At 64.7% G+C, this 14,101-nt stretch carries 14 protein-coding genes and 2 pseudogenes; 12 read left to right on the top strand and 4 right to left on the bottom strand.

Going from position 1 to position 14,101, the window contains the following annotated elements:
- The first annotated feature begins 98 nt into the window (after positions 1-98).
- A complete protein-coding gene (locus tag AC1L34_RS04445) occupies positions 99-1,226 on the top strand; it encodes a hypothetical protein (protein ID WP_040517705.1) in 1,128 nt (375 codons plus the stop codon).
- Positions 1,227-1,274: 48 nt separating this feature from the next.
- On the opposite strand, the gene lspA is transcribed toward AC1L34_RS04445, so the two are convergent.
- From lspA to AC1L34_RS04430, 3 genes are read right to left on the bottom strand one after another with little or no spacing between them, the layout of a single operon-like run.
- Complete coding sequence (lspA, locus tag AC1L34_RS04440; RefSeq protein ID WP_008376365.1) at positions 1,275-1,805, bottom strand: signal peptidase II; 531 nt, start codon at positions 1,803-1,805, stop codon at positions 1,275-1,277.
- Positions 1,802-3,802, bottom strand: a complete 2,001-nt coding sequence (locus AC1L34_RS04435) for a heavy metal translocating P-type ATPase (RefSeq protein WP_008376366.1) — start codon at positions 3,800-3,802, stop codon at positions 1,802-1,804. The genes lspA and AC1L34_RS04435 overlap by 4 nt, the downstream gene beginning before the upstream one ends.
- Positions 3,799-4,221, bottom strand: coding sequence for an ArsR/SmtB family transcription factor (locus tag AC1L34_RS04430; RefSeq protein WP_039855988.1), 423 nt, complete (start codon positions 4,219-4,221; stop codon positions 3,799-3,801). Before AC1L34_RS04430 ends, AC1L34_RS04435 begins: the two co-directional genes overlap by 4 nt.
- Positions 4,222-4,295: 74 nt before the next feature.
- Between AC1L34_RS04430 and AC1L34_RS04425 the strand changes: the two genes are divergently transcribed.
- Both AC1L34_RS04425 and AC1L34_RS04420 read left to right on the top strand, forming a co-directional pair.
- Entirely contained in the window at positions 4,296-4,700 is a 405-nt protein-coding gene (locus tag AC1L34_RS04425) for a class I SAM-dependent methyltransferase (protein WP_341338586.1), read from the top strand.
- A gap of 419 nt (positions 4,701-5,119) precedes the next feature.
- A pseudogene (locus AC1L34_RS04420) lies at positions 5,120-5,311 on the top strand (hypothetical protein); the annotation flags it as partial.
- A gap of 35 nt (positions 5,312-5,346) precedes the next feature.
- Here the strand turns inward: AC1L34_RS04420 and AC1L34_RS04415 are convergent.
- The gene (locus AC1L34_RS04415) at positions 5,347-5,523 is read right to left on the bottom strand and encodes a hypothetical protein (RefSeq protein WP_228461558.1); all 177 of its coding nucleotides are present in this window, start codon (positions 5,521-5,523) and stop codon (positions 5,347-5,349) included.
- A gap of 350 nt (positions 5,524-5,873) precedes the next feature.
- Here AC1L34_RS04415 and AC1L34_RS04410 point away from each other — a divergent pair.
- The 9 genes and pseudogenes from AC1L34_RS04410 to AC1L34_RS04370 all read left to right on the top strand — a co-directional run bounded on the left by AC1L34_RS04410 (position 5,874) and on the right by AC1L34_RS04370 (position 14,090).
- Positions 5,874-7,127, top strand: a pseudogene (locus AC1L34_RS04410) (IS256 family transposase).
- A gap of 241 nt (positions 7,128-7,368) precedes the next feature.
- On the top strand, positions 7,369-7,620 hold the full coding sequence (locus AC1L34_RS04405) for a hypothetical protein (RefSeq protein WP_006898160.1): 252 nt from the start codon (positions 7,369-7,371) through the stop codon (positions 7,618-7,620).
- 257 nt (positions 7,621-7,877) lie between these two features.
- Positions 7,878-9,365: a multicopper oxidase family protein gene (locus AC1L34_RS04400; RefSeq protein ID WP_480035135.1), complete on the top strand. Its 1,488-nt coding sequence runs from the start codon at positions 7,878-7,880 to the stop codon at positions 9,363-9,365.
- Between the two features lie 142 nt (positions 9,366-9,507).
- Complete coding sequence (locus tag AC1L34_RS04395; RefSeq protein WP_008376374.1) at positions 9,508-10,722, top strand: L,D-transpeptidase; 1,215 nt, start codon at positions 9,508-9,510, stop codon at positions 10,720-10,722.
- Between the two features lie 303 nt (positions 10,723-11,025).
- Positions 11,026-11,949, top strand: a complete 924-nt coding sequence (locus AC1L34_RS04390; RefSeq protein WP_480035306.1) for a M23 family metallopeptidase — start codon at positions 11,026-11,028, stop codon at positions 11,947-11,949.
- 35 nt (positions 11,950-11,984) lie between these two features.
- Entirely contained in the window at positions 11,985-12,326 is a 342-nt protein-coding gene (locus tag AC1L34_RS04385; protein WP_480035134.1) for a hypothetical protein, read from the top strand.
- Positions 12,316-12,744: a hypothetical protein gene (locus AC1L34_RS04380; protein WP_045540378.1), complete on the top strand. Its 429-nt coding sequence runs from the start codon at positions 12,316-12,318 to the stop codon at positions 12,742-12,744. The genes AC1L34_RS04385 and AC1L34_RS04380 overlap by 11 nt, the downstream gene beginning before the upstream one ends.
- Positions 12,745-12,793: 49 nt before the next feature.
- Positions 12,794-13,147, top strand: a complete 354-nt coding sequence (locus tag AC1L34_RS04375) for a BlaI/MecI/CopY family transcriptional regulator (protein ID WP_006898154.1) — start codon at positions 12,794-12,796, stop codon at positions 13,145-13,147.
- Between the two features lie 4 nt (positions 13,148-13,151).
- Positions 13,152-14,090, top strand: coding sequence for a M56 family metallopeptidase (locus AC1L34_RS04370; protein ID WP_480035133.1), 939 nt, complete (start codon positions 13,152-13,154; stop codon positions 14,088-14,090).
- The last annotated feature ends 11 nt before the right edge of the window (positions 14,091-14,101 follow it).

Genomic DNA, 14,101 nt, shown 5'->3' with positions numbered 1-14,101 from the left:
TCGACGACTTTCGATGCAGCCGCTGCGGCGAGGAGTCCGGTCACCACCGCGGGACGATATGCGCTCGCTGCGCCGTCCGGGACGACCTACACGAGATCATGGGCGGGCCGCCGTCCGACCCAATCCTCAGCGGCCTCGTCGACGCGCTATGCGTCGCTAAGCGACCCGAGTCGACGATGATCTGGAAGCGGTCACCGAAAGTCCAGGAACTGCTCAAGGGGCTAGGAACCGGCGCCATCGCCGCCACGCACGAAGGCTTAGACACCCTACCCAGTCGGGCAGCAGAACATCTGCGGACATTGATGGAATACCACGGCCTACTGCCTCCCCGAGACCGGTGGCTGCCACGCTTCGAACAATGGATCGATGACAAGCTGATCGACCTGCCGACCGAGGTCGCCCGGCCCGCTCGCCACTTCGCGACGTGGCACCATCTGCGGCGGATTCGCGCAATCGCCGATGCCGGCGGCGATACCCAGCCATCGGTGCGATCGGCCAAACAAGAGATCACCGAGACCGTCAAGTTCCTGAGCTGGCTGAGGTCCACCTACGGACGCACGATCGAGACCTGCACGCAACACGACGTCGACCAGTGGATCGCAACAGGTCCGACAACGCGATACACGATCCGAACGTTCCTGGTCATCTGCAAACAAGACAGACTCAATACCGCCGTGCAGCTCGGCCACCGGGCTCCGAAGACGACACCATCCTTGACTCAAGCCCAGCGGATCGCCTGGATCAGCGAACTGCTCACTGGTGACAGTGAGACTCTCCCTTACAGAGTCGCTGGGGTCCTGATTCTGCTGTATGCGCAGCCGCTGAAAAGCATTGTCCGACTGCAGACATCATCGATCATCGACGGCAATCCGATGGCGATCACTTTCGGCAAGCACCCCGTCGACGTGCCCAAACCATTCGCTCAACTCGTCCGCGACGTGCTCGCCCATCGCACGAATCTACGCACCAGTGGACACGGCAATCCCTGGTTGTTTCCCGGCACGCATGCCGGAGATCATCTCCATCCCGACACGATCATGCATCGCCTGCGCCTGATCGGCATGAGCAACCTCGGTGCCCGCAACAGCGCACTCGACGACCTCGTGCTCGAGTGCCCTCCGTCCGTCGTCGCCGACGCATTGGGCTACAGCCATCAGGTTGCGTTCCTTCACGCTGAACGCTCCGGCGAAACGTGGGCTCGGTATGCCGGTCGACGACTGCGGTGACGTCGGCCGGACCATCACGGTCCGGAGACAGCACAACATCGCACCAGCTCACTGGTCCTCAGCCGGTACCTGCCCCTCGTTCTGCGATGGTGATTCGTGTGGGTCGACAATGATGCACACGACGAGGGTGAGGGCGCCTAGGACGATGAACGTGTCGGCGAGATTGAACGTGGGCCACCAGCCGGTGTGTAGGTAGTCTGTGACTTTTCCGTCCGGTATGCGGTCGATGATGTTAGCGATCGCTCCGCCCAGGACGGCGGCAATCGCGACGCGCCAGAGCAGTCCGTGGGAGTCTGCGGTACGCCAACCGAGGACCGCGACTCCACACGTGACCGCGGCGGGAATGACCAGCAGTACCCACCCCGGAGCGGTGGCGGCAAAGGAGAAGGCCGCGCCCGAATTGAACGCTAACTGCAGGTCCACCGGCCCGGCCTCTATTCGGGTGCCGTCAAGTGCATCGACTGCCCATGCCTTGACGGCCACGTCAACGATGACGAAGGTCAGGGCCAGCAGCAGCATCCCCAGGCGGCGGGCATATCCCGACCTACCGCCTGACACCGCCGGACCAGACGGGGTCATCGGTTCGCCCCGACTGCTACCGATGCTCCAGCGGTATCGGCCATCGTCAGGCGGTTCTTGACCCGCCCAGCACGGACGCCGTTGGCGATGACGACGATCTCACCGAGTTCGTGGACAGCGACCACCGCGGCCAACCCGAGCAACCCGAACAGTGCGAGCGGGATGAGAACGGCGATCAGACCAAGGGACAGCCCCACATTTTGCAGCATGATGGTCCGCGCCCGACGAGCATGATCGAGTGCTTGAGGCAGCACCCGCAGGTCCTCGCCCATCAGTGCCACGTCCGCGGTTTCAATCGCGACATCAGAACCCATCGCGCCCATGGCGATTCCCAAGTCAGCTGTGGCCAGTGCGGGAGCATCGTTGACCCCGTCACCGACCATTGCGATGAATCCGTCGCCGCGCAGCGTGGACACGATTCGTGCCTTGTCTTCTGGACGCAGATCCGCATGGACATCGTCGATCCCGGCGATCTGTGCAAGAGCAGTCGCCGTCGCGGCATTGTCACCGGTGAGCATCACCACGGCATTTCCAGAATCGTGCATGTGCGTGATGACCTCCCGTGCTTCGGGGCGAAGCTCATCACGTACCGCGACGACTCCGAGGAGACGTTGGTCTTCCTCGACGAGAACCGCGGTTGCACCATCAGCTTGAAAGGCCGCGACCCGGTCGGCCAGAGCACCCGCATCGATCCAACCCGGCCGCCCAAGCCGAGCGGGGCGACCCTCGACCAGACCGGTCAGACCCGCTCCTGGCACCGCCTGTACATCAGTCGCAGCCCTACTCACCCCACCGTCAGCTGCAAGGATCGCACGAGCCAGAGGATGTTCACTGTGAGCTTCCAGCGCCGCGGCAACCGCGAGCACTCGCGCCTGCTCAATCGAATGCCCAACGTCGCCGGTCACACCGGGTTCTCCCGCGACCTCGTTCGCCTGACCGCCAACAGCAACACCGACAACAACCGGCTTGTTCGCGGTGAGCGTTCCCGTCTTGTCAACAGCCACGATCCGGACCCGGCCGAGAGACTCCAACGCCGCACCACCTTTGACCAGCACACCAATCTTGCTGGCGGCGCCGATAGCAGCAACCACTGTCACCGGAACCGAGATTGCCAGCGCACAGGGTGAGGCTGCCACCAGCACCACAAGAGCTCGTTCCACCCACGTCGCCGGGTCGCCAAACACTGCGCCGATACCCGCGATCACAGCGGCCATGAGCATGATTGCCGGAACCAGCGGCTTAGCAATCCGGTCAGCTAACCGCTGCGCATCGCCTTTTCGAGACTGCTCCGCCTCGACAATCTGCACAATCTTCGCCAGCGAATTGTTCTCCGCAGTAGCGCTGACATCAACGGCCAACACACCAGTGCCGTTGATCGATCCCGCGAACACGACGTCCCCAGGATTCGCTTCAATCGGCACCGATTCGCCAGTAATCGCCGATACATCCAGCGACGATCGCCCCTCGCTTATGCGCCCATCAGTGGCGATACGCTCACCCGGCTTGATCAGGATCTGATCCCCGACACGAAGAACTGACGGCGACACCGCTGTCGGGACGCCCGCCCTCAACACCATCGCCGAATCTGGGACCAGATCCAACAACGCCCGCAGGCCCCGACGAGTACGACCAACGGCGTACTCCTCAAGGCCCTCGCTAATCGAGAACAACACCGCGAGCATCGCCGCTTCCCCGACCTCACCGAGAATCACCGCACCCACCGCAGCGATCGTCATCAGCGTTCCAACGCCGATCTTCCCCGATGCCAGCCGCCGCAGTGTCGACGGGACAAACGTCGCCGCGCCTACTAGCAGAGCACCCCACTCCAGGGTCGTACTGATCGTCCTCGGACCATCTGCCCAGCCAGTGAGATAGGCGGCCACCAACAACAATCCGGCAACCGCAGCTGCCTGAAGTTCTCGGACGTTCCACCAATGTCCAGGCGCCTGCTCATCCTCCCCGATCTCGTCGTGCCCACATCCACATGCATCACTCATCGTCGATCACCCCCCACACCGCGGATCTCCTCAACGACCGCGCCGGCAGTGGCCTCACCATCGCAGGCACTGTCCAACCCATAGTTGGGACACAGCACTACGGCACTGCCCGTCGCAGCAAGCACCGTCTCAGCCGCCGCCAGCAGGTCGAGAAGCTCCGGCCGCGCCAGACGGTAGAACACCTGCCTGCCCTCTGGCCGACCCACCACCAATCCGCAGTCCCGCAGGCACGCAACATGCGCGGACACTGTCGACTGAGCAAGACCCAACTCAGCCATCAGATCAGCCACTCGAGCCTCACCACTGCGGGCCAATCGAGCCGCGATCGCTAGCCGGGTCCCGTCAGACAAACTCCGAAACAACGCGACCGCAGGATCGAGCTCCGTCCCCACCATCACCGAACATCTATTCATCGTCATACGACGATGATAGCGTCCAGGCACGGTGGAATCGAAGCTCCCACCTCACCCGCACCCCGAAGGAGCAATCCGCGATGCCGTCGATGTCACAAGTCGAAGCACTGTTCTGCCGAAGCGCACCATGGGAGACCGCGACCAGTCGGTGGGTGCTCCCTTGGGCTCTACAAGGAGTCCAGCCCAACGGCGCCCTCCTCGAGATTGGCGGCGGCGGTGGCGCTATGGCGGCCCACATTCTGGCGGCAAGCCCAGAACCGCAGACGACAACCATTACCGTCACCGACTTCGACCCCCGAATGGTCACAGCCGCTCAAGACCGCCTCCGCGCCTTCGGTGACCGCGCGCACACCCGGGTTGCAGACGCAACTGCTTTACCATTCGCCGACGGCCAGTTCGACATGGTCGTCTCGTTCATCATGCTCCACCACGTCGTCGACTGGGAGCAAGCACTAGCCGAAGCAGTCCGAGTGCTTTATCTGTAACTTGGCCACAGCGTATCCGACTGTGAATCACATAACGGTTTAGATCGTGGGTGACACCCCTCCAGTCGGGTGTACCCGTCGATAGGGCTTACGGGGCGTCGAGGACTGGCGTGGAGTCGTTTGAGATTGGCAGTCGGGGCCGGCGGAGGATAGGTACCGTGATTCATCCGGTGAGTCGCTTCCGATGTCACACCCGGGCGAACTCTCCGGGAGTCCCCTGATGCGGTTGCCGGGTCTAGGATGCTGCAATCGAGGTATGGATGTCGGCGAGCAGGTCGTGGCGAGTATTTCTCGGCAACTTGGGCGACCTGCCGGGATTCGCGGTCGAATCGTCGGCCGGGTACTGAATCGACGCAATCGTGAACCTATTGCTGCCGCGGTGGAGGCTGCCGGAATCCGGACGGGTCGAGTAGTCGCCGATGTCGGGTTCGACGGTGGTGTCTGTCGGATTAGGGTTGTTGCTTGATCGTGTAGGGCAATCGGGCATGGTGCACGGATTCGAGATCTCCACAACGATGATCGACGGCGCACAGAGACGCTTTCGTCGCGAGATCCAAACGCGGAGACTGTCACTGACTGCCGCGCCGATGGAGTCCCTACCTGTTCCGGACGCTTCGATTGACGCGTTGATCAGCACGAATACGATTTACTTCATCGATTCGCCGCATTCAGTGAGCTCCATCGGATTCTCGCCGGCAACGGCTGCGCCGTTCTCGGCATCGCAGATCCGGATGCTTTGTGAGCGATGCCGTTCACCCAGTACGGGTTTCAGGTCCGGGAATTCGATGCGATTGTCGACGAACTCCAGCGAGCCGGCCTGCATGTCGAGGAACGGATCCGCGCCGGCGGTGTCGACTTTCCCTATTGGTTGCTCGTCGCACGCAAGTCCGGTGTCCGGTAGCGGCTTTTCGATGGCGCCGTTGCCTGAGTGCGCCTGACCGCGTCTCTGTGCGGTCCGGCTCGCCCGCAGCTTCAGGTAGGCGACGTCGCTGAAGGAAACTCGTCGCGGACAACAGCATCAATGCTGGGGTGAGTCCCCTGGAGTGGTGGGGTTTGGTGGCTCGGTGACGGTGGTGGACACGCCGCACGGGGTCGGTGTCGCCGGTTGGGCGGGCCATCGCGTGATGATCAGTGAGTTACCGGCAAGTGACTCAACTGAAAGGCATTCACGCGATGACCCACGACCATTCTGCCCTGCTCGACCAACTGACCGAAATCGCCTCACTGCGCTCTGATGAACTCGCCCTGGTCGGGGTGCTCCCGGAGATCCTGCGGGCCGGCCTGCAGGCCCTGATCGAGGCCGAGGCGACCACCAAGATCGGCGCCGGCCGCTACGAGCGCTCCGCAGACCGCACCACCGTCCGCAACGGCCACCGACCCAAGACGATCTCGACCCCCGCCGGTGATGTGCAGGTGAAGATCCCCAAACTGCGCGCCGGGTCGTTCTTCCCGGTCCTGTTGGAGCGACGACGCCGGATCGACAAAGCCTTGTACGCGGTGATCATGGAGGCCTACGTTCAGGGCATCTCCACCCGCAGCGTCGACGATCTGGTGCGCGCCATGGGCGTGGACTCCGGCGTCTGGAAAAGCGAGGTGTCCGGCGATCTGTGCAGGTCTAGACGCCGAGATCGCCGAATTCCGCGGCCGTTCGCTGACTCATGCCGAGTTTCCGTATGTGTTCTGTGATGCCACGTTCTGCAAGGTCCGCGTCGGCGCCCACGTGGTCTCCCAAGCGTTGGTGGTGGCGACCGGGGTGTCGGCGACCGGGACTCGCGAGGTGCTCGGTACCGCGGTCGGCGAGAGTGAGTCCTTCGAGTTCTGGAAGGACTTCCTCACGAGTCTGAAAGCCCGTGGTCTGCACGGGGTGCACCTGGTGATCTCTGACGCCCATTCAGGTTTGAAAGCTGCTGTGGCACAACAGTTCGTGGGCGCGGCGTGGCAGCGGTGCCGGGTGCATTTCATGCGGAATCTGCATGGGGTGGTGCCGGCCAAGCAGCAGCCGGTCGTGACTGCCGGGGTACGGACGATCTTCGCGCACACTGACCGCGAAGACGTTGCGGCGCAATGGGATCAGGTCGCTGACAGTTTCCAGGCACCGATGCCGAAGGTGGCGGCGATGATGCGAGAAGCCAAACCGACGTGCTCGCGTTCTTGCCGTTCCCGAAATCCCATTGGCAGAAGATTTGGTCGAACAATCCGATCGAGCGGCTGAACAAGGAGATCAAACGCCGCGCCGACGTCGTGGAGATCTTTCCTAACCCGGACGCGTTCCTCCGGCTGGCGACAGCGGTGGTGATCGACGCCCACGACGAATGGCAAGTCACCCGCCGCTACATGTCCGAGGTGTCCATGGACGAGCTCCGCGCGGTCCTCGCCGAGAAGGCGAAAGCCGCCGCACTACTGGACGAGCAAGCCCAGCTCGCATAGCGTTCACAACGACTCGTTGATCAGAACGCGTGGGCCCCACGCCCGATCCGAAGTCCACCACCCCACGGGGCTCTATCCAATGCTGTTCAGTCCAGGGCGGTGTGACATGGGGAAGGCATCGTTGGGCCGTGATGGCCGAATGCCTGAAGTTGTCGGCCTGTGCCCCGGTCGGTGCAGGCGAGACTTGGTCTGCCACGGTCGGCGGGCGTACTGTTGGATCGACGGTGAATGAGGTGTAGCGATGATGTTCTCTAACGGCGGCCACATGGGCAGTTTCGGACACGGTTGGATGCTGCTCGTACTGATCGCAGTCTGGGCGTTGATCGCCGTCGGAATCACTCTGGCGATCCGTTCGTCGATACGCGCCTCTTCAAAGCTGGACCCCGAGTCTGTCCTCGGCCAGCGTTTGGCGTGCGGGGAGATCTCTGACGTGGACTACACGCGGATGGTTCGGCTGATTCGCGACGACCCCCAGGGGCCTCCAAACTGGTGAGAGCCGACGAGTCGGCGCAGTGGTCAGGCCTGTGGGGTTGGTGATACTTCTCGTTGAACGGTGAGCCAGGACATGCCGTTGTGCGTGCTCCAATGTCGGTGACGGTGATCGGCCACATTCGTATCGTCAGCATCGATTCAAGGTTTCCTCAAGATCGTCCGCGAGAGTCGCTACCCGGCGCGTCGGAGACGACTATGGGAGTGGACGTCCGCGATACATGCTCGCGGATTCAGCGCGGACCAGAAAGGCTGATCAGGATGGTTGAGGTTTCGAGGCGATCGGTGCTCATCGGAGGGTTGGCGGCGCTGGGGGTCGGCGTACTCGGCGCGTGCAGCCCGGACCGCCCTCAACGCCCTGAGTCGTCGCCGTTGCCGGGACCGCCGTTGCAGGCGTCGCCGAAGCCGGGGCAGAAGGTGGTGGAGGCGTCTTTGACGGCCCGACCGGTGGCTGTCGACCTCGGTGCGGGCATTATCGCGAACACCTGGGCCTACGGCGACGAGGTTCCCGGGCGAGTGGTTCGCGCCACTGCGGGCGACTTCCTGCGAGTCAACGTCGACAACCAACTTCCTGCGCCGACGACCGTTCACTGGCACGGCATCCGACTTCGCAACGAAGCCGACGGAGTCCCAGACGTCACGCAGCAGGCGATCGCACCCGGAAACCGGTTCGTGTACGCCTTCACGGCCCCCGATGCTGGGACGCACTTCTTCCACCCCCACGTCGGGGCACAGCTCGATCGAGGTCTGTACGCGCCGATCATCATCGATGATCCGGCCGATGCGGGCGACTACGACGCGGAATGGATCGTCGTCCTCGACGACTGGACGGACGGGGTCGGGAAGAGCCCCGATCAGATTCTGGCCGACTTTCAGGCCGATTCCGGACCGTTGAAGTCGGGCATGGGCGGGATGGATCACTCGTCGATGCCGGGAATGAACCACGGCAACTCGTCGCTGGGTGACGCCGGAGACGTCGCCTACCCGCACTATCTCATCAACGGCAGGGTTCCGGAGGCGCCGACCGAGTTCCGCTGCCGACCGGGTCAACGAGTCCGGGTGCGACTGATCAACGCGGCATCGGACACGGTCTTCAAGGTCGCACTCGCCGACCACACGATGACGGTGACGCACAGTGACGGCCATCGGGTCAACGACAAGCAGACCGGAGCCCTGTACGTCGCGATGGGCGAGCGCTACGACGTGACCATCACCGCCGGAGATGGCGTGTTCCCGCTTGTCGCGGCAGCCGAAGGCAAGAGTGGCCAAGCCTTGGCGCTCCTGCGGACAGCTTCGGGACAGGCCCCGCCGAGCACCATCCGCCCGCGCGAACTCGAGGGCCCAGTACTTCTTGGCGCCGACGACCTGGCCGCGGCGGAATCGGCACGATTGCCCGACCGCGATCCCGACACCACACTCAAAGTCACTTTGAACGGGCAGATGTCGCCGTATGCCTGGGGGATCAACGGCAAGAAGTACGGCCAGGACACACCGCTGACTGTCCGGCCCGGCCAGCGGCTGCGAATGCAGATCACGAACTCGACGATGATGGTCCATCCGATGCACATCCACGGCCACACCTGGTCGCTGCCCGACCGATCGGGTTTGCGCAAGGATACGGTGCTGATCCGTCCGATGGGCCGCGTCAACGTCGACCTCGACGCCGACAACCCCGGCGCCTGGGCTCTGCACTGCCACAACATCTATCACATGGAGACCGGCATGATGACCACGCTCCGATACGCGTAGACCCACCAGCCCTGCGGCGCCTAGACCGGTACACCGCGGGCCGACTGCGACACCTCGACCACCCCATCTACTAAGCTGCTTAGTAGATGGGGTGGTTTCGCCCCTCGCGGTCGCGTTCTGTGCACACGAGAGGTCGTATCTCATGGTCAAAATCCCTAGAGGCGGTCCCGTCGCCCTCCTTCTTGCTGCCGTCCTGATCATCGCAGGGTGTTCGCAGCCATCCCAGGATCCGGTGGCCGATCCATCGATTGCGTCGGCCGCGCCGTCGATCGAGCTCACCCCCGACGACGGCGCGAGCGGAGTCGATCCCCTCGCCCCGGTCACGGCCACCGTTCGGGGCGGCACCCTCGAGGAGGTGACGCTCGTCAACGAGGAGGGGCGGCCCGTAGTCGGCATTATGACACCGGACCGCACCTCCTGGAAGGTCGGTGAACCGCTCGGCTACGGCCGGAACTACACCGTGACCGCCACGGCTCGCGGCGGCGGACAGGGCGCCTCGCGCACCGGGTCGTTCACCACGCTCACCCCCGACAATCAGGCCGGCGTCACCCTGCAGACGACCGGCGGCACGCCGCTGTCGACCGGAGGGACCTACGGCGTCGGAATTGTCATCGTTGCTCACTTCGACGAGCCGATCGGCGACCGCGCCGCAGCCGAGCGGCGACTGTCGGTCCGCACCACGCCCGGAGTCGAGGGCTCCTGGTACTGGCTCGACGACCAGAACGCCCACTGGCGGCCGCGCGAGTACTACCGTCCTGGCACCGAGGTCACCGTCGAGGCGCGGATCTACGGCGTCGACCTCGGCGGCGGCCTCTACGGTCAAGAAGATGTCGAGGCGACTTTCACGATCGGTGACTCGCACGTAGCGATCGCCGACGATCGCACCAAGCAGGTCAAGGTGTACGAGAACGGCAACCTCGTCCGCACGATGCCGACCTCGATGGGGATGGGTGGCACTGAGGTCGTCGGGGGCACCGAGATCAGCTTCTGGACTCAGCGTGGCATCTATACGGTGCTGGATAAGGCGAATCCGGTCGTCATGGACTCGTCGACCTACGGTCTGCCGATCAACTCCAGGCTTGGCTACAAGCAAACCATCGCCTACGCCACGAGGATCAGCACCGACGGTGTCTACCTGCATCAACTGGACGAGACCGTCTGGGCGCAGGGAAACACGAATCTCTCGCACGGCTGCCTCAACCTCAATGGCGCCAACGCCCGCTGGTTCTACCATTTCTCGATCCCGGGCGACGTCGTCGAGGTCCGCAACACCGGCGGGGCGCCGCTGGAGGTTTGGCAGAACGGCGACTGGGGCGTGCCCTGGGAACAATGGCGAGCAGGCAGTGCGCTGGCCTGATCAGAACTCCTGCGAGACGATCACGAATAGATCTCACTCCGGCAACGATCTACTAAGGCGATTAGTAGATCGTTGCGGTGACATTGACGGCGTTGCGGCCCGCGCTGACGTCGGCCCGTCGACCGCGCTGACCTTCATGTTCTGTGATTGAAGGCGGGTCACACATGCATTCTCCGTCTGGTCGAATGTCCAGTTTGTTACTGGTGGTGCCAGTGGTGTGCAAGTGTCATAGTGACGTCCATGACTAGAGATCCCCTCGTCGGACTCACCTCCTCGCGATCATCGGCAACGCTCACGCCTCGGGTGCGGCACTGGGTGGGCACGGCCCCTGTCGCTCTTGGCCTGGCCGCGGCTGTTGCGGCGGGGACGCTGAGTCCAGCGCCCGCCGTGGCTGAGACCGCCAACGGTGTTGACGGTCACGTTGTGGTCGAGCTGGCGGCCATCGTCAAAGACAGCGTGCGGGCCGTGGCCGGACCTGACGGACTGGTGAAGCTGCTGGCCCCGATGGCCACCGTGACTTCATGTCTGACCGTCTCTGCCGAGACCGACCCCGCCGCAGGCGATCGGGTCGGAGCTCTGGGGTGCTTCGCGGCCGCCGGGACTGCCTTCGGTGGGCAGGCGCCATTGATCCTCGACGCGGTCCCTGTCGGGCGCCTACTGGCGACACTCGCTGCCGCCGTCGCGCCGCACGACCCGTCGATTTCGCACGGGGGATCCTCCGATCGGCCGGCCCCGGACGACGCCCGCCCCGCTCCCGGGCAGACTGCGGCCACCCCCACCCCCGGCGGGGTCTTGACCTCCACGTTCGGTGACGGTCGCGGTCATCAGGGCATCGACATCGGCAACCGCCTGGGAGCGCCCATCCTGGCGGTCGAGGACGGCGAGGTCATCAACTCAGGGCCCGCGGAGGGGTTCGGCCTGTGGATCCGCATCCGCCACGCGGACGGTACTGTCACGACCTATGGTCACAACGATCAGAACTCGGTCAACGTCGGCGACCGTGTGCGAATGAGTCAGCAGGTCGGCACTGTCGGCAGCCGCGGGGTGTCGAGCGGGCCGCACGTGCACTTCGAGGTCGCCGACCCCGCCGGGACGGCGATCGATCCGCTGCCGTGGCTGCAGGCCCGCGGCGTCACCATCGCCACCGAGGCATCGCCGCCGCCGACTGCGACGCCTCCGGACGTGTCGGTGCTGGCTCGGGGGCAGGTGCGCGACCGCCGACACTGACCTACTATGTTGCTTAGTAGATGGAGGGGTTGGCAGTGACGCGAACAAGGGTCAGTCATCAACTCGCCGTGGCGGTCGGCATTCTCGCAGCAGTCCTCAGCGGTGCAATGATCATGGTTTATGCCGAGACCGTTGACTTGCGAGGGCGCCCACATGCGCACCGCCTCGACTGGCCGCCGACCTGGCATTGGGTGTGGGCGGCAATAGTAGCGGCGATCGTGGCGCTCGCCGCGCGAGCGCTGCTGCGGCGACTGGTATTCACCGCGCACGTTCGCCGTGATTCGACGACTGCCGACCCGGCGGACGAGACCGACTCGACTCGACGGGCCGAGACACAGATGCTGACCAAGACAAGAAGGAGTGGCCATGCTGCGTGAGTGGTCCCTGGTGCGCTGGGTGGTGGCAGCAGTCACCGCCACCGCGATCGGATTGGCCGTCGGTATTCCGTCCGGACTGATCGACACGCCGTGGTATTCACGCATGACGCCGACCCTGTGGTGGAACTACCCGATCTGGCTGGCGACCGCAGTGTTGGGCGGCCTGATCGCGGCCACCTACATTCAAGCCCGGACGGCGCCGCGGATGGAGAAGAAACTCTGGGCGACGGTCGGTTCGGCGTTGGCTGTCGGATGCCCAGTGTGCAACAAGGTGGTGGTCGCGGTCGTCGGTGTCAGTGGAGCATTGACCGTCTGGGCGCCGTTGCAGCCGATCCTGGCTGTGGTGTCCGTGGCATTGTTGGGTTGGGCCCTGCAGCGACGGCTGCAGGGCGAACGGCGATGCGCGGTCGCGGCCTGACCGCGCCGTTTGCCGCAGTCAGTGCAGTGGCGTGAGGGAAAGGTGTGCGATGCACGGTCTGGGCGAGCTGGAGGCACGCATCATGGAGGTCTTCTGGCGCGATGACGCGGACAAGCGCGTCCGCGACGTGCTCGAAGGGCTGGACGCGGAGCGCGAACCCGCGTACACGACGGTGATGACGGTGATGGACAACCTGTACCAGAAGGGGTGGCTGGGACGCGACCGGCGCGGCCGGGCGTACTGGTATCACTCGCTCAAGTCGCGTGAGCAGACCGTCAGCGATGCCTTGCGTGCGGTGCTGGCCGACGCCGGCGACCCGTCTGGGGCGCTGCTGCATTTCGTGCGGCACGCCTCCGACCAGGAAAGCGCAGCAATCGCTCAGGGCCTGCGGGAACGGGACTGACACGGTGGTCACGGCAGCACTGTTGGGCGTGAGTGCGCTGGCTGCGACTCTGGTCGGTGACCGGGTCCTCGACGTCCTGATCGCGCGTGATCGACTCACGGCCAGGACCCTGCTGCGGGTGTGGGCCGCGCTGACCGCTGGCGTGTTCGTCGCCGCTGCGAGCTCGGTGGCCATCGTCGCCATTCCCGGCCACGCGAGCGTCGTGGGTGGGGCGCTGCAGACCTGCCTGAACGGTCTCGACAGTGCGGTCAGCCGCACCCTCGAGTTGGTCGCCGGGCCAGGCGTGTTCGCACTCGTCCTGGCCGTGTCCGGGTGGCGGGCTGCGGCGTTCTGGCAGACCGCCCGTCGCCGTGACCTCGAGATCGGGGCGCACCACGCACTGTTGGCGCGATTGCTGAACCCGACGGGCGCCCGGTCCCCGCTGTGGCTGCCGACGAGCACACCCATGGCGTACAGCACGCCCGGACGGACCCGGGGCCTGATCGTGGCCAGCGAAGGGCTGAGGCAGCGACTGGACCCGGAGGCGTTGTCGGCGGTGATGGCTCACGAACAGGCGCACGTCCATGGTCACCATCATCTGTTCGTCCGCGTCGCCGACTGTCTCTCCCACGCGGTGCCCTGGCTACCACTGACTCGGCAGGCGAGTCCCATCGTGCGCGCCCTGGTCGAGTTCGACGCCGACGCACACGCCGCGCATGAGCACGGCGACGCTGCCGTCGTCCGCGCGATCACGCACGTTCACCCGACCGCGCCGGCGGGCGCTCTGGGGATCGCTCGTGACTGCGTCGATCTGCGGTTGCATCGATTGGGCCGTTCCGCCGCTCCCGGCACGCGACCGTCGCGTAGTTCGTCCTACGCTGCCCCGACAGCGGCCGCGATGTTCCCCATTCTGCTATTCCTCGCCGGTCTGGCCACCGTCTTCCTGGCTGCCTGCCCCGCCTGACCCTCCTGGGA

This window comes from Gordonia sp. 34D (genome assembly GCF_056682775.1).
Note: the sequence above shows the minus strand (reverse complement) of the source record. Positions and strands in the feature narration are given on the sequence as shown.

What these genes read in the sequence shown, in the direction of transcription:
- AC1L34_RS04435 (WP_008376366.1), bottom strand. Translation starts at nt 3,802, where the DNA reads ATGAGTGATGCATGTGGATGTGGGCACGACGAGATCGGGGAGGATGAG.
- AC1L34_RS04415 (WP_228461558.1), bottom strand. Translation starts at nt 5,523, where the DNA reads ATGCAGGCCGGCTCGCTGGAGTTCGTCGACAATCGCATCGAATTCCCG.
- AC1L34_RS04400 (WP_480035135.1), top strand. Translation starts at nt 7,878, where the DNA reads ATGGTTGAGGTTTCGAGGCGATCGGTGCTCATCGGAGGGTTGGCGGCG.
- lspA (WP_008376365.1), bottom strand. Translation starts at nt 1,805, where the DNA reads ATGACCCCGTCTGGTCCGGCGGTGTCAGGCGGTAGGTCGGGATATGCC.
- AC1L34_RS04375 (WP_006898154.1), top strand. Translation starts at nt 12,794, where the DNA reads ATGCACGGTCTGGGCGAGCTGGAGGCACGCATCATGGAGGTCTTCTGG.
- AC1L34_RS04445 (WP_040517705.1), top strand. Translation starts at nt 99, where the DNA reads ATGGGCGGGCCGCCGTCCGACCCAATCCTCAGCGGCCTCGTCGACGCG.
- AC1L34_RS04395 (WP_008376374.1), top strand. Translation starts at nt 9,508, where the DNA reads ATGGTCAAAATCCCTAGAGGCGGTCCCGTCGCCCTCCTTCTTGCTGCC.
- AC1L34_RS04405 (WP_006898160.1), top strand. Translation starts at nt 7,369, where the DNA reads ATGATGTTCTCTAACGGCGGCCACATGGGCAGTTTCGGACACGGTTGG.
- AC1L34_RS04380 (WP_045540378.1), top strand. Translation starts at nt 12,316, where the DNA reads ATGCTGCGTGAGTGGTCCCTGGTGCGCTGGGTGGTGGCAGCAGTCACC.
- AC1L34_RS04430 (WP_039855988.1), bottom strand. Translation starts at nt 4,221, where the DNA reads ATGACGATGAATAGATGTTCGGTGATGGTGGGGACGGAGCTCGATCCT.
- AC1L34_RS04425 (WP_341338586.1), top strand. Translation starts at nt 4,296, where the DNA reads ATGCCGTCGATGTCACAAGTCGAAGCACTGTTCTGCCGAAGCGCACCA.